The organism is Roseateles sp. P1_C6 (genome assembly GCF_056406315.1).
In genome coordinates, this window is record NZ_JBFUAK010000002.1 from 96,667 (window position 1) to 120,769 (window position 24,103).

Consider the following 24,103-nt stretch of genomic DNA (forward strand, 5'->3'; position numbering starts at 1 on the left):
CACCATGGCCGTCGTTCGTGAACGCCCCTACGTCCAGTTCAACTTCCACGTCAACCTCGGCGACGGGGTGACCAACACGCCCCAGGCCGGCTTCCAGGAGGTCAGCGGCATCGGCATGGAAGTCACCATCACCGAGTACCGCCCCGGCAACTACGCCTTCAACAACGTCATCAAGACCGCCGGCCTGAACAAGGCCACCGACGTGACGATGAAGCGCGGCGTCATCGGCTCGCTGGACCTCTACAAATGGCTGGACGACGTGCGCAACGGCGCCAACAGCGGCCTGCGCACGGTCACCGTCGAGCTCAAGAGCGAGGACCGCACGCAGACCGTGCAGACCTGGCGCCTCATCAACGCCCGCATCATGAAACACACGTCGGGGCCTTTCAACGCGAAGGGCACGGACGTGGCGATGGAAGAGCTGACGCTGTCGTACGAACGCCTTGAGATGGAATGAGGCGACCCATGGCCGTCGATGTCCGCATCGTTGACGACACGACGCCCAGCGGCGACGGCATGCCGGTGATGGATGTGCCGGTCTTCGTCGGTTTCGCGGCGCGCGGCCCGCTGGACCGGCCCGTCGCCGTCGACAGCGCGGCTGGCTTCGAGGCCGTCTTCGGCGGCCTGCTGGACCTCGTGCAAGGCGGCCGTGGCGAAGAGCCGGCCGAGCGCGTCAGCGCGCACCTGCAGCCTGCCGTCGCGGCCTTCTTCGCTGGCGGTGGGCGGCGCTGCCACGTCATCCGCGTGGCCGGCAGCGGTGCGGTGTCGGCGCGCTTCACGGTGCCGGGCCTGCGTCTGGCCCGGCTTGCCGGCGCGATGTGGACCGTGGCGGGCAGCGACTTCGAGTTGCACGCCGACAGCCCCGGCAGCTGGGCCGACCGGCTGGAGCTGTCGGCCCGCGTACGCGGCCAGGCCGTGCACGCCGGCGAGCGCGTCTCGCGCGGCGACGTGCTGCGCGCGCACCGGCCCGCGCTGCCGGCCCTGGTGGGCTGGAAGCGCGTGGTAGCCGACGGGCCGCTGGACGCTGCGTTGGTGCCCACCGGCTGGATCTGGCCGGGCGGCGGCGCGGCCACCGTCGCGGCCGACAGCTGGCTCATCGAGCGCGTGCGGCTGGACCTCGCGCTGCGCGAACCGGGCCGCGTGCTGCAGCGCCTGGACGCCTGCGGCCTCGCCGCCGGCGCCAGCAACCTGCCCTGGCTGCTGCCCGACGCCAATGCACGCCATGACGCCGGCGCCGAGCTGACCGGCTGGCCGCTGGCCGGGCCGGTCAACGCGCCCAGCGGCGACTGGCTGCTGCTGCCCGTCGGCATCGGCGACGACTTCAGCGTCTGGCAGGCGGCCACGCCCGACCCGCACGACGCGCTGGAGCGCAACGGCCTGGCGGACTTCGCCGCCGGCCTGTTCGTCGACCGGGATTGGAACGACCGCCTGCGCGGCCCCTTGCTGATGAGCTGGGCCGACGAGGTGCGCTTCTTCGGCGGCCAGCCGCGCCGCCTGCAAGGCCTGCACGGCGCGCTGGGCCGCGACGACGCCTGCGCCGCCGAAGCCAGCTGGGTGGCCGTGCCCGATGCCGTGCATGCCGGCTGGCTCAAGACCGCGCCGCTGCCTGGCCGGGACGTGGTGGTGACGACGACACCCGACCCGCTGTGCACCTGCCCGCCGACGACCTTCGACGACTGCGCCCCGCCGCCGCCCGTGCCGCCGCAGCCGCCGCGCATCGACTTCCTGCCCGGCTCGCCGACGCTGCCGGCCGTGCTGCCCGCCGGCCGCGCATTCACGCTGCGGCTGCGCACCGATGCGGCGGACACGGGCGCGCTGCAGCGGGTGGAGGTGCAGCTGGCCGGCCAACCGGACTTCTCCGACGCCCGCGTGGTGGGCGACGCCGTGCCGAATGCCGACCTGGCGCTGACGCTGGCCGCGGGTGCCTGGTGGCTGCGCGCCCGCGCCCACCGCGCCGGCCTCCTCAGCGCGTGGAGCGAGGCGGCCGAGCTGGATGTGCGCGCAACCGGCTGGCGTGCCAAGCCCACCACCGCGCCGGCCGTCATCGACACGGTCAACGCCGCGCTGCTGGCGTTGGGCGCAGCGTCACGCGAGCACTTCGCGCTGCTGGCCGTGCCGCCCGGCTGGCGCGCGACCGACGTCGCCCGTCACATCGAGCTGCTGCGCGGCGAGGCTGCCCGCATCGACACCGCCGAGGCGGGCAGCGCCGCGAGCTTCGCGGCCATCCATCACCCCTGGCTGCTGCAGCGCGATGCCGACGACCGCCTGCGCAGCCACCCGCCGACTGGCGCGCTGATGGGCTTGCTGGCGCGCCGCAGCCGCCTGCACGGCGCCTGGGGCGCCCCGGGCGCCGAGCCGCTGCCCACGGCCCTTGCGCTGGCGGGCGAGCTGCAGTCGGCGGACGTGCTGGAGGCGCTGGGCGCCAACCCGCTGGCGTTGCGCGCCGACGGCATTGCAGCGGCGCGCAGCCAGACGCTGTCGCCGGACGCCGACTGGAACGCGTTGGGCGTGCGCCGCCTCTTCATCCTGCTGCGCCGCCTGTGCCGTCGCGAGGGCCAGCGCTTTGTCTTCGAACCCAACGACCTGACGCTGCGCCGCGGGCTGGAGCGCAGCTTCGACGCAATGCTGCACCGGCTGATGCAGCGCGGTGCCTTCCGCGGCGCCGATGCGGCCTCGTCGTATCTGCTGAAGACGGCCTCCGGCGCCGAGGCGGCGCGCGAGATCGCGCGCGGCGAATGCAGCCTGCTGATCCAGGTCGCGCCGAGCCGGCCGCTGCGCTTCCTGACACTGCACCTGCGCCGGTCGGGCGAGCAGTTGCTCATCGAGGAACGGTGATGGCTGAAGCCGCCCGCGAGCAATGGCAGCCCTTCTCGACGCTGAACTTCGTCGTCGAGATCCTGCCCGACGGCGACAGCAAGCCGCTGGCCGGCGCCGCGTTCTCGGACTGCGACGGCCTGGAGGTCACGCAGGAGGTCAAGTCGCTGAAGGAAGGCGGCAACCCCAACCGCGTGCATCGCCTTGCGGGCCCCGTCACCTTCGGCCAGCTGACGCTCAAGCGCGGCGTCACGCGCGGCACCGACTTGTGGAAGTGGTTCGACCGCTCGCTGGCCAACCCCGCGCTGCGCGCCGGCATCACCATCAGCGTGCTGCGCCACGACAAGAGCGAGTGGGGCCGCTTCGTGCTGTCGCGCTGCCTGCCCATCAAGCTGAAGGCGCCGACGCTGAACGCGCGCGACGGCAACGTGGCCGTCGAGGAAGTCCAGATCGCCTACGAGACCTTCAAGTGGGAGGACAAGTCAGATGCCTGAACTTGAAATCCAGCATGCCAAGCTCGTCGAGCTGAAGGACGACCTCAGCGACGTGATGCCGGGCGGCAAGTCGCTGACCGTGCAGTTCAACCCCGAGTCGTTGAAGCTTTCCTACGCCAACCAGGTCAAGGAGCAGCCCAACGCCAGCGGCGGTGGCGGGGCAGGGCGCAGCGGTGGCAACCAGAGCCAGGGCAGCGCCGCACGCCAGTTCGTCGGCACGGGCAGCACCAAGCTGTCGGTGCAGCTGTGGTTCGACGTGGCCGCGGCCACCAGCGCGCCCTTCATCGTCGATGACGTGCGCCGCATCACGGCCCAGGTGCTGTACTTCATCAAGCCCAAGCCGGCGGCGACCGGCGCGCGTGACACCTCGCAGCGCACGCCGCCGGGCCTGCGTTTCTCCTGGGGCAACTTCCTGTTCGACGGCATCGTCGAAGGCATGGAGGAGAACGTCGAGTTCTTCTCGGCCAAGGGCGAGGCGCTGCGCGCCAGCGTCACGCTGACCATGGTCCAGCAGGAGATCCTCGTGCCCGCCTTCACCGGCGACGGCACCGTGCCCGGTTCGCGGCCGCTGTGGCCGGCCGGGGGCGGGCAGTCGCTGCAGGCCTTGCAGGACGCGGCCAAGGCATCCGGCGCGGCGCCGTCTTCCGGTGGCGCCGGCCCCGGCGCAGGTTCGGGTGGCGGCTTCGGCGGTGGGCTGAGCGCGGGCTTCAGCGCCAGCGCGAGCCTCGGTGCCGGTGCGGGCGCTGGCGTCGGCCTGGGCCTCAGCACCGGTGCCGCCTTCCAGGGCGGCGGCTGGCAGGCCGTGGCACTGGCCAACGGCATCGAGAACCCGCGCGCGATGCCGCCCGGGCAGCTCATCGACCTCTCCGCCACCAAGCCGCGCATCGTCAGCGGCTGAAGGATGCACGATGCCCGTCGAGATCCATGAGTTCGAAGTCAGCCCCGCACCAGCGCCACCGGCCGCAGCGGGTGGTGGCCCGTCGGTGCCGGCGGCAGCGCCCGCGCCGGAACCCGATCTGGAACAGCTCGCCCGCGCCCGCCGCATGGCCGCCGCGATGCGCGAGCTGCAGCTGCGCACGTTCGCTCACTAGCCATGCCCGAAGCCTCGCTCCCCTTGAGCAGCGGCCGCCCCACGGTGGCCATCGAAGGCCAGATCGCGTCCGACCTGGCCGCCGCGCTGATGGCGCTGGAGATCCGCGAGCGCATCGACGGGCTGGCCCAGGCCCAGCTGGCCTTCGGCAACTGGGGCACGCGCGACGGCGCGCCCGGCTACACGCTGTTCGGCCGCGACCGGCTGGAGTTCGGCAAGAAGCTGGAGGTCAAGCTCGGCGACGACCTGCTCTTCAGCGGCCGCGTGATGGCGCTGCAGGCGCGCTTCCCCAAGGCCGGCGCCGGGGAGGCCGAACTGGTCGTGCAGGTCGAGGACCAGTTGCAGGACTTGCGCATGAAGCGGCGCACGCGCAACTTCGACCAGGCGTCGCTGAGCGACGCGGCCCAGCGCATCGCCAGCGACCATGGCCTCACGGCCAGCGTCGATGCCGACTCGCCCACGCTGCCGCTGCTGGCCCAGGTCAACCAGAGCGACCTCGCCTTCCTGCGCGAGCAGGCACGCCGCTGCGAGGCCGAGGTCTGGCTGGACGGCACGACGCTGCACCTGTCGGCCCGCAAGCGCCGCGGCGGCGCGACGCTGTCTCTGGACTACGGTGGCAAGCTGATGGGCTTCGACGTGCGCGCCGACCTTGCGCTGCAGCGCACCGAACTGAGCGTCGCCGGCTGGAGCGTGGCCGACAAGCAGGCCGTCAAGGAAACGGCCAGCGCCGACAGCGTGCTGGGCAGCGAGACCGGCGACGGCGAGGCCGGCGCGGCACTGCTGCAAAGCAAGATCGGCGCGCGGCCTGACACGGTCGCCCACCTGCACCCGGGCTCGGCCGACGAGGCCCGCCAGTTGGCCGAGGCCTGGCTGCGCCAGATCAACCGCCGCTTCGTCGTGGGCCATGGCACGGCCCAGCCTGATGCGCGCCTGCGCTGCGGCGCGAGCGTGGAGCTGACCGGGCTGGGGCCGTTGTTCAGCGGCAAGTACAGCCTGTCCGAGGTCACGCACCGCTTCGACATGGCCGAGGGCTTGCGCACCGAGTTCGTCGCCGAACGTCCCTGGATCGGGAGGGCGCCTTGAGCCTCTTCGACATGACGCCCGCCGAGGCGCTGTACGCCGACCGTCACCCGCAAGGCTGGGGCGGGCGCTGGTATGGCTGCCACGTGGCTCAGGTCGTCGACATCGTCGACCCCGACAACCAGGGCCGCGTGAAGATCGCGCTGCCCTGGTCGCCCGACGGGGGCGGCGGGCGCTACGAGGCCTGGGCGCGCATGGCCACGCTGTTCGCCGGCAAGGACCGCGGCAGCTGGTTCATGCCGGAGGTGGATGACGAGGTGTTGATCGTCTTCCAGGGTGGTGACCCGCGCTGGCCCTTCATCGTCGGCGGGCTGTGGAACGGCCAGGACTCGCCGCCGGAAAGCGCCAGCGCGCAGAACAACCACAAGGTCATCAAGAGCCGCAACGGCGTCGTCATCACCCTCGACGACAACCAAGGCCAGGAGAGTATCAAGCTCGAAACCCCCGGCGGCTGCTCGCTGACGCTGAAGGACGGCCCCGGCAGCGTCACGCTGGAAGACAGCAACGGCAACAGCATCAAGCTCGAAACGGCGGGCATCACGGTCACCGCGTCCGCCAAGGTCACCGTCAACGCCAGCCAGGTGGCGGTGTCGGCCGGCATGGTCACCGTGGACGCCGGCATGTCGCGCTTCTCGGGTGTCGTGCAGGCCGATACGGTCATCACCAACACCATCATCGCGGCGACCTACACGCCCGGCGCGGGGAACATCCTATGAATGCCTCCCACGTGCTGCGTTGGGTGGGTGGCAAGAGCTTTGTCGCCGCACCGGTCGATGGCTCGCCCACGCTGCTGCGCTTCGACAGCGACGACTTCATGGACCGGCTGCTGGCCATGCTGGCCGACGCGCCGCAGACGCTGCCCGAGTTTGTCGCACGCCCCGAGTCCTGGCAGCAACTCGCCGCACCCACGCCTGCGCCGCCGCTGGCAGCGCCGAAGTCCGCCCCGGCGCGGGCGCTGGCGCGCCAACGCTCGCTGCTGGGCTTCAAGCGCGAAGTGCTGCCGGCGCCGGCGCCAGAACCCAAGCTCGCGCTCAAGCTCTTCCAGCCCGTGCACCAGCGCTTCTACCTGGCCGCGGCGCATCTCGTCTGCGAGCTGCCCGGCCTGCCCACGCGCACGACGGCCTCCGGTGACAAGAGCGGCATGCTGCTGCGCCGCGTGCTGGCCGACGATCGTGAATGCGCCTTCCTGAAGACGCCCGGCCAGCCCTCGCGCTGGGTGCCGCTGGCCGACGCCTCGCGGCCGCTGCCGGGCGAGGAATGGTTGTCGGTCTTTCCGCTCGCCTACACCCCGCCCGCCGGCCCGGCGCGCAGGCTGCTGGCCGGCCTGATCCCGGCGGCGCGGCATGACGACTACCGCTTCACGTCGGTCGGTACCGCACCCGCGCCCGCCACGAACCGCGCCAACGAGCTGAAGGCCGGCGCGCGCATGAAGCTCATCGCGCCCTGGCAGGGGCTGATCGAACGCGCCCGCGCCTCGCGCGACTCGGTGGGCGGCGTGCAGACCGACAAGCCGTGGGACGACAAGCCCGCGGCGCGCGACGCGGCCAGCGGCAAGTCGCTGCCGCAGTTGAACGATCAGTTGCAGGAGTCCAGCTGGCGCCAGCTGCAGGAGATGCAGGAGTGGCTGGCCGCCACGCTGCCGCAGGTGCATGCCGGCCTGGCCAGCGGCACGGCGGCAGCACCCAAGGCCCAGGCCTTGCTGAACCGCCTGGGCGCTGCCGTCTGGGGGGCGGCTGAACGTGCGGCCGTGGCGGGCGTGCTGTCGCTTGACGTGAAGGCCATCGCGACAACGCCCGCACCCAACCTGCGGCAGGCCTTGGTGGAGATCGGCAAGCCCGGCGTCGGCACCGCGCTGGATGCGACAACGCAGCCATTCCCCAAAGGCCCGGGTTGGGCACCTTTCAGCTTCCCGCTCGCGGTCGCGACGACGGCAGGCGCCATCGCCGGCCCCTTCAACCCGTGGCCGACCGTCGGCGCGGGAGACAACGCCGACGTGCAGGACGTGGCCAACCGCCGCCTCGAATCGCTGTACGACGACGTGGCCGCGGCCATCGACGAGGCGCTGGCCGCGGGTCAACTGGGCACCGCGTCGCCGCAGGCGCCCGACGCGGCCCGCATGGCCGCCGAGCTGCAGGCCACGCTGGCGGCCGACACGGGCCCGCCGCGCTATGTGCTGCGTTTCGTGCACCAGCGCTGCGACTGCGGCCCGCTGCACCCGGCCGTCATGTCGGAGCGCAGCGAGCTGTTCGAGCTGGCCGGCTTCTTCGACCCCGACGCGCCGCTGCGTCCCATCCGCATCGCGCTGCCCTTCGACACGTCGCCGGGCGGCCTGCGCAAGTTCGGCAAGAACAGCGCCTTCATCATGAGCGACCTGCTGTGCGGGCAGATGAAGCGGGTGCGGCGGCTGGGGTTTGGCGACATGGTGCTGTCGGTGCTGCCCTGGCCCTTCCACAAGGACCTGGACGTGGGCGACATGGCGCCTTGCGCCAAGGGCGCTGGCGGCCCGAGCTTCGGCACGATCTGCTCGCTGTCGATCCCCATCATCACGATCGTCGCGTTCATCCTGTTGATCGTCATTGCGACGCTGCTGGACCTGATCTTCCGGTGGCTGCCGTTCCTGATGGTGTGCTTCCCGGTGCCGGGGCTGAAGGGCAAGAAATGAACCGCGACGAAGCCGCCCTCTACGGCCGCGGCGTGGCCTTCCCGCTGCGCCTGACGCCCGAAGGCCGTCTCGCCTGGAGCGAAGGCGAAGCCAACGTGCGCGAGTCCATCCGCATCCTGCTGCTGACTGCCCAGGGCGAGCGCCTGCGCCGCCCCGACTACGGCGCGGGGCTGGAGCGCTTCCTGTTCGAACCCAACACGACGACGACCTGGCGCGCCATCGAGGAGGCCATCCGCCGCCAGCTCGCCCGCTGGGAGCCGCGCGTGCAGGTCGAGGCCATCCAGGTCGCGGCCGACCCGAACGATCCCGAGGCGGCCATCGCCGAACTCAGCTTCACGCTCGTCGCCACGGCACAGGCCGGCCGCATGTCGCTGAGCATCCCAGTCCAGGGGAGGTGAACACCCATGCCCATCCAACTCCCCGCCATCGACGACCGCGACCACGCCGCGCTGGTGCGCGACACGCTGGCCCTGGCGGCCGTGCACGCGCCGGAGTGGACGCACACCGGCCCCAGCGACCCGGGCGTCACGCTCGTCGAACTCTTCGCCTTCATGGCCGAGAGCCTGCTCTACCGCGCCAACTTGATCCCCGAGCGCAACCGCCTGAAGTTCCTGCAGTTGCTGGGCATCGGCCTGCGGCCCGCGCAGCCGGCGCGCGCGCTCGTGCAGTTCAGCAATGAAGCCGGTGAGCGCAAGACCATCACCTTGCCGTCGGGCCTGCCGCTGCTGGCCGGTGCCATCCCCTTCCTCAGCGACACCGGCCTGGACCTGCCGCCCGTCAGCGGCCTCGTGGTGTTCAAGCGCGTCGTCGGCACGCCCGACCCCGCCACGCTGGACTATTACCGCCAGCTCTACGAGGCCACCGGCCGCGACTTTTCCGGCAGCGACGCCGGCGTCGAGCCCGTGCTCTACGACAGCGTGCAGCTGGCCGACCTGCCCGGTGCGCTCGACATCGGCGCCGAGACCGTGGACGGCGTGTTGTGGATTGCCCTGCTGGCGCCACCCAAGCCCAGCGCGGCGGACCTGGCCAATGCGCGTGCTGAGCTGGCCGGCCGCACGCTGTCCATCGGCCTGGTGCCGCAGCCACCCGAGACCAGTGCCCGCATCCAGCCCGGCCGCCCGGCGCTGCCGCCGCCCGCGCTCAGCGCCTGGGCGCCCAAGGCCAGGCCCGACGGCAGCGGCACGCCGGGCGAGTACCGGCGCCTGGACGCCGTCGCGCCCAGCGGCTTCCCCGAGCAGGCCGGCATCCTGCAGGTCACGCTGCCCAGCCAGGCCGACGACATCGCCACCTGGGCCGAGACCGAGCCGCTGGAGGCCGGGGTGGGCGAGCTGCCACCGCAGCTGACCGACGAGGCCCTGGCCGCGCGCCTCATCAGCTGGCTGCGCATCGACGGCCTGGCCACGGCCGGCGTGCAGCTGGCCTGGGCCGGCACGCACTGCGCCGTCGTGCGCCAGCGCAGCCGTGTCAGCCGCGAGCTGCTGGCACCGGGCGACGGCTCGCCCGAGCAGCGCCGCCGGCTCAGCCATGGCCAGGTGCTGGCCGAGTCGCTGCTGCTGAGTGTGGCCGGCGCGCCGTGGTTGCTGACCGATGAACTGGAGGCGGCGCCCGCCGAAGGCCAGCCCGGCGCCAGCGTGTTCGCGCTGGACGCCGAGAGCGGCGAGATCCGCTTTGGCGACGGCGCCCGGGGCGCGCGGCCGGCAACCGGCGCGGAGATCGCCGTGCGCTTCGACTGGGCCTCGGGCTCGGCCGGCAACGTCGCCGCCGGCGCGATCAAGCTGGGGCCCACGCTGCCGCCGGGCGTCAAGCTGGGCAACCCGCGCGCGGCCACCGGCGGCCTGGACGCCGAGAGCGCGGCCGATGGCGAGAAGCGCATCCCGCTGGTGCTGCGTCACCGCGACCGTGCCGTCAGCGCCGACGACTTCGACGCCATCATCCGCGAGACACCGCAGGCCGACGTGGGCCGCGTCGAGGTGCTGCCGGCCTGGCACCCGGAGCTGTCGCCGGGCCTGCCGGGCGACCAGCCGGGCGTCGTCACCTGCCTGCTGATCCCGCGCCAGGACCCGCGCCGGCCCGACTACCCGCTGCCCAGCGCCGACTTCATCAACGCCGTCTGCGACCACCTGGCGCCGCGCCGCCTGGTCACCTGCGAGGTGCTGCTGCGCGGGCCGGCTTACGCGGGGCTGTGGATCAGCGTCGGCATCGAGCTGCATGCAGGGCAGGGCGTGGCCGAGGTGCGCGAGCGCGTGAAGGCAGCGCTGAAGGCCTTCCTGGCCCCGTTGCCGAATGCCACGAGCGCCAGCGGCTGGCCGCTCTTCAAGTCCGTCGCGGCGCTGGAGCTGGCCACCGTGGCCGCGCGCGTCGACGGCGTGCTGGGCGTGACCGGCCTGCTGCTCGGCGACTCCAGCGGCGCGCAGCGCGACAGCGTGCCGCTGGCCGGGTTGCAGCTGCCGCTGATCGCCGGCCTGTCCGTCAGCCTGGGCGACCCGGTGCCGCTGTCCGACCTGATCGGCCAGGGCGCGGGCCCGACCGACGACGACACCGGCACCCCGGCCATCCGGCTGCCCGTCCCGCGGGTTCCGGAGAGCTGCTGATGGACAGCAACGGCAGCCGCTATCACGCGCTGGTCACCCAGCGCGACTGGACCGAGCGCGCCCACCCGGACACGCACTGGGCCTGGCTGCCCGACGACAAGGCGCACGAGGCCGCGCTGGGCCAACTGGTGCTGAAGCCGCTGCTGTTCGAGTTCAAGGCCAGCAGCGCGGCAGCCCTGCCTGAGCCAACGTCGCGCGCCGGCGGTGTCTTCGACGCCTACGGCAACCTGTACTCGCTGAACGCCGAGGGCACGGCCATCCGCATCTGGTCCAGCGGCAGCGGCAACATCACCGGCTTCTGGCCCTTGCCCGACGCGCCGGCCGCGCAGCCCGAGCCCGGCAGTTTCGGCCCCTGCGCACCGGCCGCGCCGGCGGCGCCGCTGGTGATGGATGCGCTGACGGTGACGAGCGGCCACTACCTCGTCGCCGCCAGTGCGGCGGCCGGCGGCCTGCTGATCTTCGATCTGCACGGCGGCGGCCCACCGCTGCCGCAGCCCTGGGGCGCCATGCCCGCGCCGCAAGCGCTGCTGGCGCTGGACGACGGCGGCGTGGCGCTGTTCAGTGCCGGTGTGCTGCACCGCCTGGGCCCCGACCTGCGCCCCTGCGTGCCGCGTGTCGCCAGCCCGTCCGCCTTCTCGCCCGAACCCGCCCCAGCGCCGCCGCCGCCGGCACCGCCCTGCCAGCTGGACCTGGGCGCCGATGCGACTGCCTGCGCGGCCTTGCCCGGTGGCCGCTTCCTCGTGCTGCGCGTCAAGATGGACGGCCTCTACCTGTCCGTCATGCGCTGGGACGGCGTGGACAGCGCCTCGGTCGGCCCGCTGGAAGAGCAGATCGAGCAGGCCACGGCCGACCTGCAGCCCACGGTGCTGTCCATGCGCACGCTGGCCATCGAATGGCCGGCCGGCGGCGGTCTCGACGTGTTGCTGCTGGCGGCCAGCGGTGACCAGGCCTTCCGTTTCAGGGCCACCGAGTCGGACACCGGCGTCTGGTCCTTCGAGCTGCAGCGTGACTTCATCCCGCTGCGCCGTTACCAGGCCGGTGGCCTGGCCAGCCTGGGCGCGGGCCAGGTGCTGCACCGCTTCCCGTCGGCCCGGGCCTTCTACGCCGGGGCCGACCGCTGGCTGCCGCTGCTGACGCTGCCGCGGCCGCGCTGCGAACGCGAGGGTGAGCTGACCGGCCCGGTGTGGGACAGCGCCACGCCCGAATGCGTCTGGCACCGCGTCGCGCTGGATGCCCGCCGCCCGCCGGGCAGCGCCATCCGCCTGCAAAGCCGTGCGGCCGACACACCCGAGGGCCTGGTGCTGCAGCCCTGGCGTGACGAGCCTGCGCTGCTGCCGCACCCGGCCGGCTCCGAGCTGCCCTGGCGCGAGCCGCCGCTGACCGCGTGCAAGGAAGTGCAGACGCTGACCTGCCTGCTGCAGGCCGCCACCGGCCGCTACCTGCAGCTGCGCATCAGGGCCAGCGGCGACGGCCAGCAAAGCCCGGGCCTCGCCAGCCTTCGCGCCTGGTATCCGCGCTTCAGCTACCTGCAGCACTACCTGCCGGCGGTCTACCGCGCCGACCCGGCCAGTGCCGAGTTCACCGGCCGCTTCCTGGCGCTGTTCGAAGGCGAGCTGACGCGATGGGAGGACCGCATCGCCGCCGCCCAGCTGTTGCTGGACGCCCGCACCGCGCCGCGCGCCACGCTGGACTGGCTGGCGAACTGGCTGGCCGTCACGTTCGACGGCTCCAACGGCCCCACGCGCCGCCGCGCGCTGCTGCGCCACGCGGCACAAGTGCATGCGCGCCGCGGCACCGTGCCCGGCATGCTGCTGGCGGCCACGCTGGCCTGGGAGCCGGACGATGTCGACGCCGAGCCCTGGCTGGCCGAACCCGAATGCCTGCCCGAGCGCGTGCGCGGCGTGCGGCTGCAGGAGTTGTTCGGCCTCGCGCCGCCGCTGGCCGGCAATGCCTGGCGGCCGGCACAGGGCAGGGCGGCACTGCTGGCACGGCTGGCCGGTGATGAGTCGCTGCTGGGCGACGCCATCCTGCTGCAGCAGGCGCTGGGCTTCCTGCCGCGCGCCGCGCAGGAGGAGATCGCGCTGATGGCGTCCTGGCAGTCCACCGGCCTGGCCGACCTGCCCGAAGACGAGCCGCGCCCGCGTGCCGCCGCCTTCGACGACTACCTGCGCGCCACGAAGCCCTGCGCGCCGCTGCGCCAGCGCTGGCAGGACTACCTGGCCCGCCGCTGGCGCCGCATCTCGCTGCTGAACGCCGCCTGGGGCACGGCCTGGCGCGGCTTTGACCGCATCCCCAACCCGCTGACGCTGCCGGCCGGCTCGGTGGCGCTGGCCGACTGGTGGCGCTTCGAGGCACAGATCGTCCGCGCGCTGGGACCCGCGCACCGCTTTCGCGTCGTGCTGCCGCTGCCCGCCGGCACGGCTCCCATCGACTTCGACGAGCTGGCCCGCCGCCGCGCCGCCGTCGAGCGCGCGGTGGCGCGCGACAAGCCGGCCCACACCGTGGCCGAGATCCGCTTCGGCTTCGAGCTGTTCCGCGTCGGCGAGGCGCGGCTGGGGCACGACACGCGGCTGGAGCACGGCCTGCTGCGCCGCCCCGAGCTGGCCGCGCTGACTTCGGAATCCATCTGGCCGCCCCTTGTGCTCGGCGAGCGCGACCTGGGCGGCGGGCAACTGACTCATCCGCGACCCTTGCCGCCACGCGACCGCGTCGGCCTGGATCGTTGAACACCTGGGAGACACATCATGGGCTGCTGTACCGGTTCCAGCTTCACCCCCGCGCCCGACGCCGCGCTCGACCCGCTGCAGCGCGTCAACTACACCTTCGGCATGGTGCTGGGCGTGGACGACTTCCGCCAGGAGCATGCCTACCTGGCCGCCCGCGACGAGCGCGCGCTGCGCGAGACCATAGGCTACGGCGTCATCACCGGCCTGGGCGTGGCCGCGCCCAAGCCCGCGTCGGCCAGCGAGGGTCAGCAGGTGCGCGTGGCGCCGGGCCTGGCGCTGATGCCCGATGGCCGGCTGGTGGGCGTCGCGGCCGAGCAATGCGCCAACCTGCAGACCTGGTTGGACGCCGAACTGGCGCGCGACCCGACGACGGCCGCCAAGACCATCGTCTACGTGCTGCTGCGTTTTGCCGAGAGCAGCGGATCGCCGGTGCCCATCCCTGGCGAGCCCTGCCGTGACGAGAGCGAGCTGAGCGCCGACGCCCGCATCGTCGACAGCTTCGCGCTGGACTTCTCGTGGACGCCGCCCGACGCCAGCGAGGACCTGGCGCTGCGCGCCGTCGTCGCGTGGATTCGCGGCATCAAGATCCGCACGGCCGCGCCGGCCGGGCAGACGTTGCTGAGCTTCCAGGCGCAAGTCGAAAGCGGCTTGAAGGAGGCCATCACGGCCGCCTGGGGCGACCCGCATGCGCCCACGCCGCCCATGCCCGCCAGCGCCACGCCGCCGTTGCCCAAGCCCAGCAAGGTCAGCCTGCCCGCGCCACCGAAGGAGCTGCAGATCCCGCGCGCCGACGTGGCCGCCTATTACGCGGCCGCCTTCGAGGTCTGGACGCGGCTGCTGCGCGCCGGCTTCATGGCCCACCACGGCCCGGTGCCGGCCGCCGAAGCGCTGGCCGAGCGCGCGCTGCTGCTGGCTGCCGTCGATGCCAAGGCCGGCGCCGACGGCACGCGCGCCGTGCGCATGCTGGGCCGGCCGCAGCTGCTGCACCTGCGCCTGCTGCAGGAATGGCTGCTGCGCGACGGCAGCCAGGACGCGCCGCGCGAGGCCCACTACGTGCTGGGCAAGGGCGACCCCGAGCTGGATCATGCGCAAGACCTGCTGGCCGACTTCGCCGCCAACGACCATGCGATGACGCGCATCGACCTCGTGCCGGACACCACCGATGGCGGCAGCGGCAACAAGGCCAAGGTCGTGCCGGCCGTCAAATGGCCCGGCGGCGGTTTGGGCGGCGGGCCGGATTACTACGGCCCGGCCATGACGCAGCCCATCCCCGTGTCCGACGGTGGCACCGGCCAGGCCGCGGCGCCGACGACCGGCGCCATCCTCGTCGGCCGCTCAGCCGCGGGCCCCACACCGGCACGCTTCGAGCTTGGCACGCTGGCCGGCGCGGCGCTGCCCAAGCCGGTGGGCCCATCGCCCAACATCCTCGTCGACACGACCGGCGCCGCGCCGACGATCCGGCTGGACACCGTGCAGGACATCGGCCCCGGCGCCAGTCCCGATTTCGCCGGGCTGGACCTCAGCGGCGACCTGACCGTGGGCGGCAACGCCAGCGTGACGGGCAGCCTGTCCGTTGACGGCGAGCTGGTGCTGGGCGCGCCGCTGAACAGCCTGCTGGCGACCGACGACAAGGGCGTCGTCGTCGCGGCCAGGCCCTGGGATGGCGACGAGGCCGCGCTGTCGGCGGGCACGCCGCCGCCCTTCGTCTACGCCCCCGGCGAGAAGGCGCCGGTGCGCATCGACGACGGCGGCACGGGCCTGGCCGCGCGCCCCGGCCAGATGCAGATGCTGGTCGGCGTGAAGGGCGCGACGCCGCGCGGCGGCGACTACGCGCTGGCCACACTGGTCGACGGCAAGAACACCTCGGTCAATCTGCGTGCGGTCAGCGGCGGCGGCCTGGAGCTCAGCATCGACGCAAGCGCCAGCGGCGGCACGGCCACGCAGGTCGTGGCGGCCGGCAATGCCAGCAGCCCGCCCAGCCTGACGGCGGCGACCAGTGCCAACGTTGTCACCTTGAACACCGTTCAGCCGCTGCATCAGGCCGCCGCGCCGCGCTTCCAGGCGCTGAGCCTGGCGGCGTTGCCGCAACGCACGGTGCCGGCGCTGGTGGGCTGGGATGCCGGCAGCGGCGAGCTGGTGCAGACGGCCGCGCCGCAGGGCGGGGCGACGGACGTGGGCCAGTGGCGCATCCGCTACGTGCGCACCGCCGCGCAACTGCGCGTGACCAACGACGACCACGTGCTGGTGGTCGCCGTGCCCGCCGTGACGCGCGCCGTCGAGCTGGAGTTGCCGCGGCTGGAAGCCGGTGGCTTCGACGAGGGCCGCGTCATCGTCATCAAGGTGATGAGCAACAGCCTGGTCGTCGGCGGCATCGAGGGCGACCAGAAGCTGGGGCTGGAGAACCGCAACTCGCTGACCGTCATTGCCGCCACCAAGTTCGACCCGCCCATGTGGCTGGTCATCGGCCGGAGCTGAAGCCATGGCCACCGTCCTGAACGCCCGGCTCAACCAGGTCATCGCCGTCGACGGCGAGCCGCGCAGCTTCTTCTTCAACGGCCGCCTGCTCAGCGCCGAAGACCTGACCCGCGAGCAGGCCGCGCGCGACGACGCGGAGCGGCGGCTGGCGCGCCTGATCGGCTGCGGCGTGGCCGAGGGGCTGACGGTCGCGGCCGGCGCCGGCAGCGTGCTGCACATCGCCGCGGGCCTGGGCGTCACGCCGTCGGGGGCGGTCATCGCCATCGGCAACCTGGACCTGGACCTCAGCAGCGCCGGTCGCGGCAGCTCGTTCAGCGGCTTCGGCAACTGCGCCGCCGGCCTGGCCGAGGGCCAGCCGCTGGCCGGGCTCTACCTGCTGACCTTGACGCCCGCCTGGAGCGCGCAAGGCCGCGCCGCCACGCTGCTGGGCGAGGTCGGCGCGTGCAACCGCCGCACCGAGCAGCCGGCCGTGCGTGCGCGGCTGGTGGAGGTGCAGGCGCCGGCGGGCCTCGCCGCCGCGTCGGTGCGTAATGAACTGGCCGTCGCGCTGCTGTCGCCGGGCTGGGGGCTGACCACCGTGCCCGAGGCCGGCCGCGTGGGCTGGTGGATGCGCCAGCGCATCGGCGGCGGCGCCGCGGCGCCGGGCCTGTCGGCGGATGAGCTGCCGCTGGCGCTGCTGCAGATCGATGCCAAGGCGGTGCCGCTGTGGCTGGACACGGACAGCGCGCGCCGGCGTCTGGCGCCGCCGCCCGGCGAGGCGGCTGATGCGATGTGGCCGTCGTCCTGGGCCGTGGAGATGCAGGCTTTTGCGGCGCAATTCCTCGCCGAGCTGATGGAGGCCAAGGCCGTGGCCGCCGCCTTCGTCTGGCTGCCACCGACGCTGCCGATGACGGCCGCGCAGCTCGCCCAGTTCCGTAAGCTGCTGCCCGGCAGCGTGCCGGCCAGCCCGCAGGTGCTGAACCGCGCGCTGTTCGCGCGGGCGCTGCTGGACGGCTGGCAGGACGTGCCACTGCGCCGCGCCGGTGCTCAGCTGCACCTGGCCCAGCTTGAAGGCCACCCCGAACGGCTGCTGCTGCGCGCGACCGGGGATCTGGCGTCGGGTGGCGATGGCATCGGTGGCGGCATGGGCGAGCGCACATCGGCCAAGGTCGCGTCCGCGGCTGCCCGCATCCTCGCCGCCGGCCGGCGCCGCGAGGGCGGCCCGAGCAAAGAGGAACTCGCCGTCGCCGCGTCCGCGTTGACGCAAGCGCCCGACCGCAAACGCCGCTAGCCATGCCCGCCAGCCTCGCCATCCACGCCTTGCGCGCCCGCACCCCGGCGCGCGCGCAGCCGGTGGCCGCGCGATTGGCGTTGCAGGCGCTGGGCGCCGACCTGGAGGACGCGCTGCCCCGCGGCCTGCCGCCGCAGGCCTTGCTGTGGCTGCGCCGGCTGCAGTTGCAGGCGCCCGAGGCGGCGCTGTTGCGCCCCGCGCCGACGGCCTGGCGCCAGGACTGGATCGCCACGGGCCGTGAGCGCTTCGACGCCGCCTTGGCGCAGGCCGCCCGCCCGGCGCTGGGCCCCGTGCCGGAGTCGGCGCCGGCCGTGCTGTTTGCCGATGCCGCCGAGATGCTGGCCTGCCTGGCGCTGGCCGCACAGGCCGGGCAGTTGGATCGCTGGTGGTGGCGCGGCCTGCTGGGCCGGGCGTGGCCGCAATGGCAGCACGCCTGGGCCGCGCGGCCCGAGGCGCAGGCCGGCGCGCAGCGCCTGCTGGCGAAGCTGGCGCCAGATGCCACGGTGGCGGCGTCGGTTCCGCCAGCCCGCATGGCTTTGCCGGCGTTGACCGAGCCGGTGCGGGAGAGTCGCGACACACCCGACCCGGCGTCACCGCCGCCTGCAGCGACGCCGGCGGCCTCGGCCGCGCCGCACGTCGTGGTGGCGGACGTCGGTGCTGCGCCGTGCGCGTCCCTGCCAGCCAATTTGCCGCTTGCCGCAACCGCGGCTTTGCGCACGGATACGGCGGAACAGGCCATCGACCTGCACGCACCGCCAGCGCTGGTGGTACAGCCGGCCCCGTCGACATTGACGGCAGCGCCGGTGATCGAGCCCAGGCGCCCTTCGCCCAGCCCGCGGTCCGCCGTCGCACCCCACGGCGGCATCGCAACGCCCGTCGAATCGCCCGTGCCGGCCGAGATCCCGACGCAGCGGCAAGCGCAATTGCCGCCAGGACCCGAAGCCGGCCGGCAGCTGACGCCCGATGCACCGGCGCCGCCAACCCAGCCTTGGGCCGGGACGTTGTCGCCCACAGCGCGGCCTGTTGCAGCCACCGGCGAGCACGCATCGGTCGTTCCGCCGGCCGCCAAGTTGGCCGCGCGAGACGCCCCGCGCGCGGAACTGCCAGGGGCCCGCGCTGTGCAGCCCGCCACGGTCGTTGGCGCGGCAGCGCTGCCAGCGCCGCTGGAACCCGCCGCCGCCGCGTGGCCCTGGCCGCAAGCTCTGCCGACCCGGCAGGCGCCGCTGCTCTTCATCGTCAACGCGCTGCTGGAGGACGGCCTTTACCCCGACTTCACGCGGCCGCGTGACCCGGGCCTGCCGGTGCCGCTGTGGGCCTTGCTGGGCGCGCTGGCGACGGCCTGGCGCTTGCCGGCCGGCGACCCGTTGCAAGCCATGCTGGCCGAGCACGGCGGCGATTGGGCCGTGCCCCAGTTCATGCCCGCCGCACCCGGCGCCGCAGCCGGGCCCTGGCCGACCTGGCTGGCGGCCTATGCCCGCGCTTTGCGCCAGCGCCTGTGCCGGCGCCTGGCGCGGCGTACGGCGGCCTGGCCGAGCGCACTGAGCCTGGACCGGCCGGCGCGGCTGTGGCACAGCGAGGCGGAGTGGGTCGTCGAGTTCGACCTGCAGGCCCACGACGTGGCCTGGCGCCTGGCCGGCCTGGACCGTGACCCCGGCTGGCTGCCATCGGCGGGCTGCAGCCTGCGTTTCGTCTTCGCATGATGCGTGCCGACCCCACGCCCGAACTCTGGCCGCAGGCCGCGACCGCGCTGCGCGGGCTGCTGCTGGCGGCGGCTTGGCGCGTCGTGCGCGATGCGCAGTCCTTGCTGGGCGAGGACGAGGTCGCCGCGCGCTTCGGTTTTGCGCTCGACCACGCCACCGCCTTTGAGGCCCTGTCCGACGAGGCCTTGCCGCACCCGGGGCTGTCGGCGCTGGCGCGCGACTGGCCCGAGCCGGCCGTGGAGTTGTGGCTGGTGCACGGCCTGGCCGAAGAGGACCGGCGCTTCGGCCCGTTGTTCGAGGCGATGAACCAGGCGCTGGGCGAGGACGGTGCCCAGCCCGGCCCGGCCTGGCTGCAGCAGAGCTTTGGCAACCTGCCGGGCCAGGGCCTGAGGCCGGCGCTGCGGGTGCTGCTGCAGGCCGGCGTGCTCAAGCCCGAGAGCGCCGGCCAGTCGCGCGCGGCCCAGCGTTTCGAGGTGGACGAGGCCTGCTGGGCGGCGCTGCGCGGCGAGCCCTTTGCCGACCCCGCGCCGGGCCTGCGCCTGCGGGCCGCCGAGACCGCACCGCCGGTGGCCAGCCTGGTGCTGACGGCCGCGACCCGCGCGCGGCTGGCGCGCTGGCAGCCCGGTCAGGCGCTGCTGGTGCGTGGCCCGGAGCACAACGGCCGTGGCAGCCTGATCGCGGCGCTGGCACGTGAGCAGGGCAGGCCGGTGCTGGAGTGCCGGCTGGACGGCAGCAGCCCGCCACCCGCCACACTGGCGGCGTTGGCTGCGCTGTGCGGCGCGATGCTGCTGCTGCGCGCCGACGCTTTGCCCGGCGAGGCGCTGCGCCTGCCGGTGCTGGCGGGCGGCCATGCGGTCGTCGCGGGCGACGAGGACGGGCTCGAAGGCCTGCCTGCCGATGTCCTCGCCATCACGCTCGCGTTGCCGGCCTACGAGCAACGCCTGGCCCTGATCCACAGCGTCAGGCCCGGCCTGGCCGATGCACCGGGCCTGGCCGCGCGGCTGCACCTGGCCTGCGGGCATCTGCATCGCGCGCTGACGCAGTCCATGGCCTGCGACGAGGCGGCCTTGCGTGATGCGGCACTGGCCGATGGCGCCACCGGCCTGGCCCGCCTGGCGCAGCGGCTGGACCCGGCGCAGGCGCCGCCCGATGCGCTGGTGCTGGACGAGGCCTTGAATCGCGACCTCGCCGCGCTGGCCGCGCGCTGCCAGCAGCGCGACCGGCTGGGTGGCGCGCTGCCCGCGGCCTTTGCGGCGCGGCTGAATGCCGGCGTGCGCGCGCTGCTCGCCGGCCCGTCGGGCACGGGCAAGACGCTGGCCGCCCAGGTGCTGGCGCGTGAACTGGGCCTGCCGCTGTACCGGCTGGACTTGTCGGCCGTCGTCAGCAAATACATCGGCGAGACCGAGCGCAACCTGCACAAGCTGCTGTCCGCCGCGCAGGCGCTGGACGTGATGCTGCTGCTGGACGAGGGCGACGCGCTGCTGGCGCCGCGCACGGAGGTGGGCTCCAGCAACGACCGCTATGCCAACCTGGAGACCAACTTCCTGCTGCAGCGGCTGGAAAGCCACCAGGGCCTGGTGCTGGTGACGACCAACGCGCAGGCGCGCATCGACTCGGCCTTCATGCGTCGCTTCGATTTCGTCATCCCGTTCCGCCCGCCCGAGGTGGCCGAGCGGCTGCGCCTGTGGCAGGCGCACCTGCCGCAGGACCATGCCCTCACGCCCGCCCAGTTGGGCGCCGTGGCCGAGGCCTGCGCGCTGGCGGGCGGCCAGGTGCGCAACGTGGTGCTGGATGCGGTGTCGGCGGCGTTGTCTCAGGACCAGTGTGTCGACGCGGCGCTGTTGTTCGATGCGTTGCAGCGTGAGTACCGGCGCAGCGGCGGGCTGTGCCCGCTGGCGAGGTTGTGATGCTGGCGCCGCGCTCCTTCGCCCCCCGCGTCGCCAAACCCAAGAGCGACCCGCGCTTTGTCGCCGTCACCGAGCAGGCCAAGGCCGGTGCGACCAAGCTCAAGCAGCACCCGCCCGCGGCCAGGAAGGCCAAGGAGGCCAGCAAGTCCGCCAAGCCGCCGGCCAACGAGCGCCTGGCTGGCGCCAAGGCCAAGGTCGTCGATGCGGTCAAGGAGGCACCGGCGCCCAAGCCGCAGCCGGCCTCGTTCAAGGCCTTGCTGCGCGCCGAGATCGACAAGGCCATGCCCAAGACGCTGGGCGACACCGAGAAATTCATGGAGGGCGGTGCGCAAGGCCAGATGAAGGCCGCAGGCAGCGGCGGCGTGGCGCAGCAGAAGGAAGCGGCCACCGGCCCGGCCGACCAGGCCGTCAAGAAGCCGCCCGACACGGGTGCGGTGCCCGAGCAGCCCAGCACGCCGCTGCCGGCCGAACCCGCGGCGACGCCGCCGCCCATCGCCGGCGGCCAGGCCATGCCCGAGCCGGCCAAGCCGCAGGAGGTGTCGCTGCAGGAGACCAAGAAGGACACCGACCAGGCGCTGAAGGACGAGAAGATCAAGCCCGAGAGCCTGGCCAAGGCCAACGACCCGCGCTTCTCGGCGGTGGCCGATGCCAAGGGCAAGGTGGCGGCGCAGGCCGACAAGGCGCCGGGCGTGTTCCGCGCGAAGGAGAGCGGGGTGCTGGCCAAGGCCGGCGCGCAGGCTGCCGGCAGCGCGCGCATGGGTTCGCTGCTGATGGCCGGCCGCAAGGGCGGCGGCAACGTCAAGGTGCTGAGCCGCCAGCAGCAGCAGGCGGCCAAGGAGGAGGCCGAACGCGCCAAGGTGGCGGCCAACATCGAAGCCATCTACACGCGCACCAAGACCAAGGTCGAGGCCAAGCTGGGCGGGCTGGACGCGGAGGTCAGCGCCATCTTCGACCCCGGTGTGGACGCGGCCATCGCGCAGATGAAGAGCTTCGTCGACGACAAGCTGTTCGATTACAAGCTGCGCCGCTACCTGAGCATCCCGCTGGTGGGCCTGGCGCGCTGGCTGCGCGACGCGGCGCTGGGCCTGCCCGACGAGGTCAACGTGTTCTACACCCAGGGCCGCGCGGTGTTCACCAAGTCCATGGACGCGCTGATCGACCGCGTCGCGGCCCTCGTCGAGAAGCGCCTGGCCGAGGCCAAGGCCGAGGTGGCCGCAGGCCAGGCCGAGATCAAGGCCTACGTGGCCGGCTTGCCCGCCAACCTGCAGGCGGCCGGCAAGGCCGCCGAGACGGCGGTGAACGACCGCTTCAAGGAGCTGGAAGAGGGCATAGAGAGCAAGAAGAACGAGATCGCCGCGGGCCTGGCGCAGAAGTACAAGGAGGCCTTCGACAAAGCCGACGAGGCTTTGAAGCAGATGCAGGAGGAGAACAAGGGCCTGGTGGCCGGCTTCATCGAGAAGCTGGGCGAGATCGTCAAGGCGCTGATGGAGTTCAAGGCCAAGCTGCTGGGGCTGCTGAAGAAGGGCGCCGAGACCATCCAGCTGATCCTGGACGACCCCATCGCCTTCCTGGGCAACCTGCTGGCCGCGGTGAAGGGCGGCTTCAACGCCTTCATCGGCAACATCTGGACCCACCTGAAGGCCGGCTTCTTCAAATGGCTGCTGGGGTCGCTGGCGGCCACCGGCATCACGTTGCCCAGCGACTTGAGCCTGATGTCGGTGTTCAAGCTCGTGCTGGACGTGCTAGGCATCACCTACCCCAAGCTGCGTGCCAAGGCCGTGAAGCTGATCGGCGAGACGGCGGTGACCGTCATCGAGAAGCTGGTCGAGTACGTGCAGGCCTTGTTCACCGGCGGCGTGGCGGCGCTGTGGGAGAAGGTCAAGGAGGACTTGTCGACGCTGAAGGAGATGGTCATCGGCGCCATCCAGGACTGGCTGATCGAGACCGTCGTCAAGCAGGCGGTGACCAAGATCGTGTCCATGTTCAACCCGGCCGGCGCCATCATCCAGGCCATCATCGCGATCTACAACGTGGTCATGTTCGTCATCGAGAAGGCGCAGCAGATCATGGCGCTGGTCGAGGCGGTCATCAATTCCGTCTACGCGATCGCGACGGGCGCGATCGGCGGCGCGATCGCCTGGATAGAGAAGTCGCTGGCGGCGGCCATCCCCGTGGTCATCGGCTTCCTGGCGCGGCTGCTGGGGCTGTCGGGTATCACCGAAAAGATCCAGGGTTTCATCAAGAAGGTGCAGGCCAAGGTCGATGCGGCCATCGACAAGGTCATCGCCAAGATCGTCGCTGTCGTCAAGAAGCTTGTCGGCAAGGTCAAGGCTGGTGCGGCCAAGGTGATGCAGTGGTGGAAGCATCGCAAGAGCATCTCGGCCGAGGGCAAGCAGATCACGCTCTACACCGAGGGCAACGAGCAGTCGACCAAGGTGTTGGTGGCCAGCTCACCGGGCGTGCCGTGGTCGCAGTACCTGGCGAAAAACAAGCCGGCCAAGTCGGCGCCGGCGCCTGTGAAGGCGGCGCACACGGCGGCCAGTGGCCTGGCGCAGAAGATCGAGCAGGGCAAGCCGCGCGGCGGCGACGACGCCACGCATGCGCAGAACGTCGAGCAGTGGTTCAACGACCTGGCCACGCAGATCACCATCCTCAACGCGGACAAGAGCCGGCCGGCTTCCGTCATCGGCTACGGCGGCACCGACGGGCTGGGCGGCGGCATCTCGGCCGAGGCCACCATCCTCAGCAACGACCACCCGCCGGGCAACCCGCCGGGCGACAACGCCAAGATCTGGGACGCGCTGGGCGACCTCGGCGCGGGCAAGGGCAAGTCCGTGCGGCAGACGCACTATGTGCAGGGCCACCTGCTCAACCACACCCTGGGCGGGCCCGGCCTGCGCTTCAACCTGACGCCCATCGCCAAGCGGGCCAACAACAAGCACAAGGCCGATGTCGAGTCGACCGTCAAGGACGAGGTCAACAAGAAGAACGGCAAGGTCATCTACTACAAGGTCACCGCGCTGGCGGCCCCACCGCGCGGCGGCAACCCGCGGCTGGCCGAGCTGAGGCAGAAGGAGAAGTCAGGCAAGCCGCTGACGAAGAAGGAGGCCGCCGAGATGCAGTCGCTGAAGGCGCTGAACCTGCTCACGGCCGGCTTCAAATGCCAGGCTCACGAGCTGGAGAAGGACAGCAGCGGCGAGTGGACGAAGAAGGGCAAGCTGCTCGACAAGCTGACCGTGACGATAGAGAACAGCATCGAGGACGGCGGCAAGACCTATGGCTACTGAGCCGGCG

Annotated in this window: 16 protein-coding genes; all 16 read left to right on the forward strand. The window is 72.7% G+C overall.

The window, feature by feature from the left end:
• Nucleotides 1–4 precede the first annotated feature (4 nt).
• The 16 genes from AC1D29_RS03500 to AC1D29_RS03575 are packed head-to-tail and all read left to right on the forward strand — an operon-like array spanning nt 5 to nt 24,096.
• Nucleotides 5–457, forward strand: coding sequence for a phage tail protein (locus AC1D29_RS03500; RefSeq protein WP_477894505.1), 453 nt, complete (start codon nt 5–7; stop codon nt 455–457).
• A gap of 8 nt (nt 458–465) precedes the next feature.
• Complete coding sequence (locus tag AC1D29_RS03505) at nt 466–2,835, forward strand: hypothetical protein (RefSeq protein ID WP_477894506.1); 2,370 nt, start codon at nt 466–468, stop codon at nt 2,833–2,835.
• Nucleotides 2,835–3,308 carry a phage tail protein gene (locus AC1D29_RS03510; protein ID WP_477894507.1) on the forward strand — a complete coding sequence of 158 codons (474 nt, stop codon included), beginning with the start codon at nt 2,835–2,837 and terminating at the stop codon, nt 3,306–3,308. The genes AC1D29_RS03505 and AC1D29_RS03510 overlap by 1 nt, the downstream gene beginning before the upstream one ends.
• Entirely contained in the window at nt 3,301–4,206 is a 906-nt protein-coding gene (locus AC1D29_RS03515) for a CIS tube protein (RefSeq protein WP_477894508.1), read from the forward strand. The genes AC1D29_RS03510 and AC1D29_RS03515 overlap by 8 nt, the downstream gene beginning before the upstream one ends.
• A 10-nt stretch (nt 4,207–4,216) precedes the next feature.
• The gene (locus AC1D29_RS03520; RefSeq protein WP_477894509.1) at nt 4,217–4,399 is read left to right on the forward strand and encodes a hypothetical protein; all 183 of its coding nucleotides are present in this window, start codon (nt 4,217–4,219) and stop codon (nt 4,397–4,399) included.
• 23 nt (nt 4,400–4,422) lie between these two features.
• Entirely contained in the window at nt 4,423–5,481 is a 1,059-nt protein-coding gene (locus AC1D29_RS03525; protein WP_477894510.1) for a phage late control D family protein, read from the forward strand.
• Nucleotides 5,478–6,194 (forward strand): phage baseplate assembly protein V, encoded by a 717-nt coding sequence (locus AC1D29_RS03530; RefSeq protein ID WP_477894511.1) that lies wholly within the window; start codon nt 5,478–5,480, stop codon nt 6,192–6,194. The genes AC1D29_RS03525 and AC1D29_RS03530 overlap by 4 nt, the downstream gene beginning before the upstream one ends.
• Entirely contained in the window at nt 6,191–8,140 is a 1,950-nt protein-coding gene (locus AC1D29_RS03535; protein WP_477894512.1) for a hypothetical protein, read from the forward strand. The genes AC1D29_RS03530 and AC1D29_RS03535 overlap by 4 nt, the downstream gene beginning before the upstream one ends.
• The gene (locus AC1D29_RS03540) at nt 8,137–8,538 is read left to right on the forward strand and encodes a GPW/gp25 family protein (protein WP_477894513.1); all 402 of its coding nucleotides are present in this window, start codon (nt 8,137–8,139) and stop codon (nt 8,536–8,538) included. Before AC1D29_RS03535 ends, AC1D29_RS03540 begins: the two co-directional genes overlap by 4 nt.
• 6 nt (nt 8,539–8,544) lie before the next feature.
• On the forward strand, nt 8,545–10,731 hold the full coding sequence (locus tag AC1D29_RS03545) for a baseplate J/gp47 family protein (protein ID WP_477894514.1): 2,187 nt from the start codon (nt 8,545–8,547) through the stop codon (nt 10,729–10,731).
• Nucleotides 10,731–13,457: a phage tail protein gene (locus tag AC1D29_RS03550; protein WP_477894515.1), complete on the forward strand. Its 2,727-nt coding sequence runs from the start codon at nt 10,731–10,733 to the stop codon at nt 13,455–13,457. The genes AC1D29_RS03545 and AC1D29_RS03550 overlap by 1 nt, the downstream gene beginning before the upstream one ends.
• Before the next feature lie 18 nt (nt 13,458–13,475).
• Nucleotides 13,476–15,932 carry a hypothetical protein gene (locus AC1D29_RS03555; RefSeq protein WP_477894516.1) on the forward strand — a complete coding sequence of 819 codons (2,457 nt, stop codon included), beginning with the start codon at nt 13,476–13,478 and terminating at the stop codon, nt 15,930–15,932.
• Between the two features lie 4 nt (nt 15,933–15,936).
• Nucleotides 15,937–17,202: a hypothetical protein gene (locus AC1D29_RS03560; RefSeq protein WP_477894517.1), complete on the forward strand. Its 1,266-nt coding sequence runs from the start codon at nt 15,937–15,939 to the stop codon at nt 17,200–17,202.
• A 2-nt stretch (nt 17,203–17,204) separates the two neighbouring features.
• Nucleotides 17,205–18,902: a hypothetical protein gene (locus tag AC1D29_RS03565; protein WP_477894518.1), complete on the forward strand. Its 1,698-nt coding sequence runs from the start codon at nt 17,205–17,207 to the stop codon at nt 18,900–18,902.
• The gene (locus AC1D29_RS03570) at nt 18,899–20,809 is read left to right on the forward strand and encodes an ATP-binding protein (protein ID WP_477894519.1); all 1,911 of its coding nucleotides are present in this window, start codon (nt 18,899–18,901) and stop codon (nt 20,807–20,809) included. The genes AC1D29_RS03565 and AC1D29_RS03570 overlap by 4 nt, the downstream gene beginning before the upstream one ends.
• A complete protein-coding gene (locus tag AC1D29_RS03575) occupies nt 20,809–24,096 on the forward strand; it encodes a phage tail protein (protein WP_477894520.1) in 3,288 nt (1,095 codons plus the stop codon). The genes AC1D29_RS03570 and AC1D29_RS03575 overlap by 1 nt, the downstream gene beginning before the upstream one ends.
• Nucleotides 24,097–24,103: the final 7 nt, after the last annotated feature.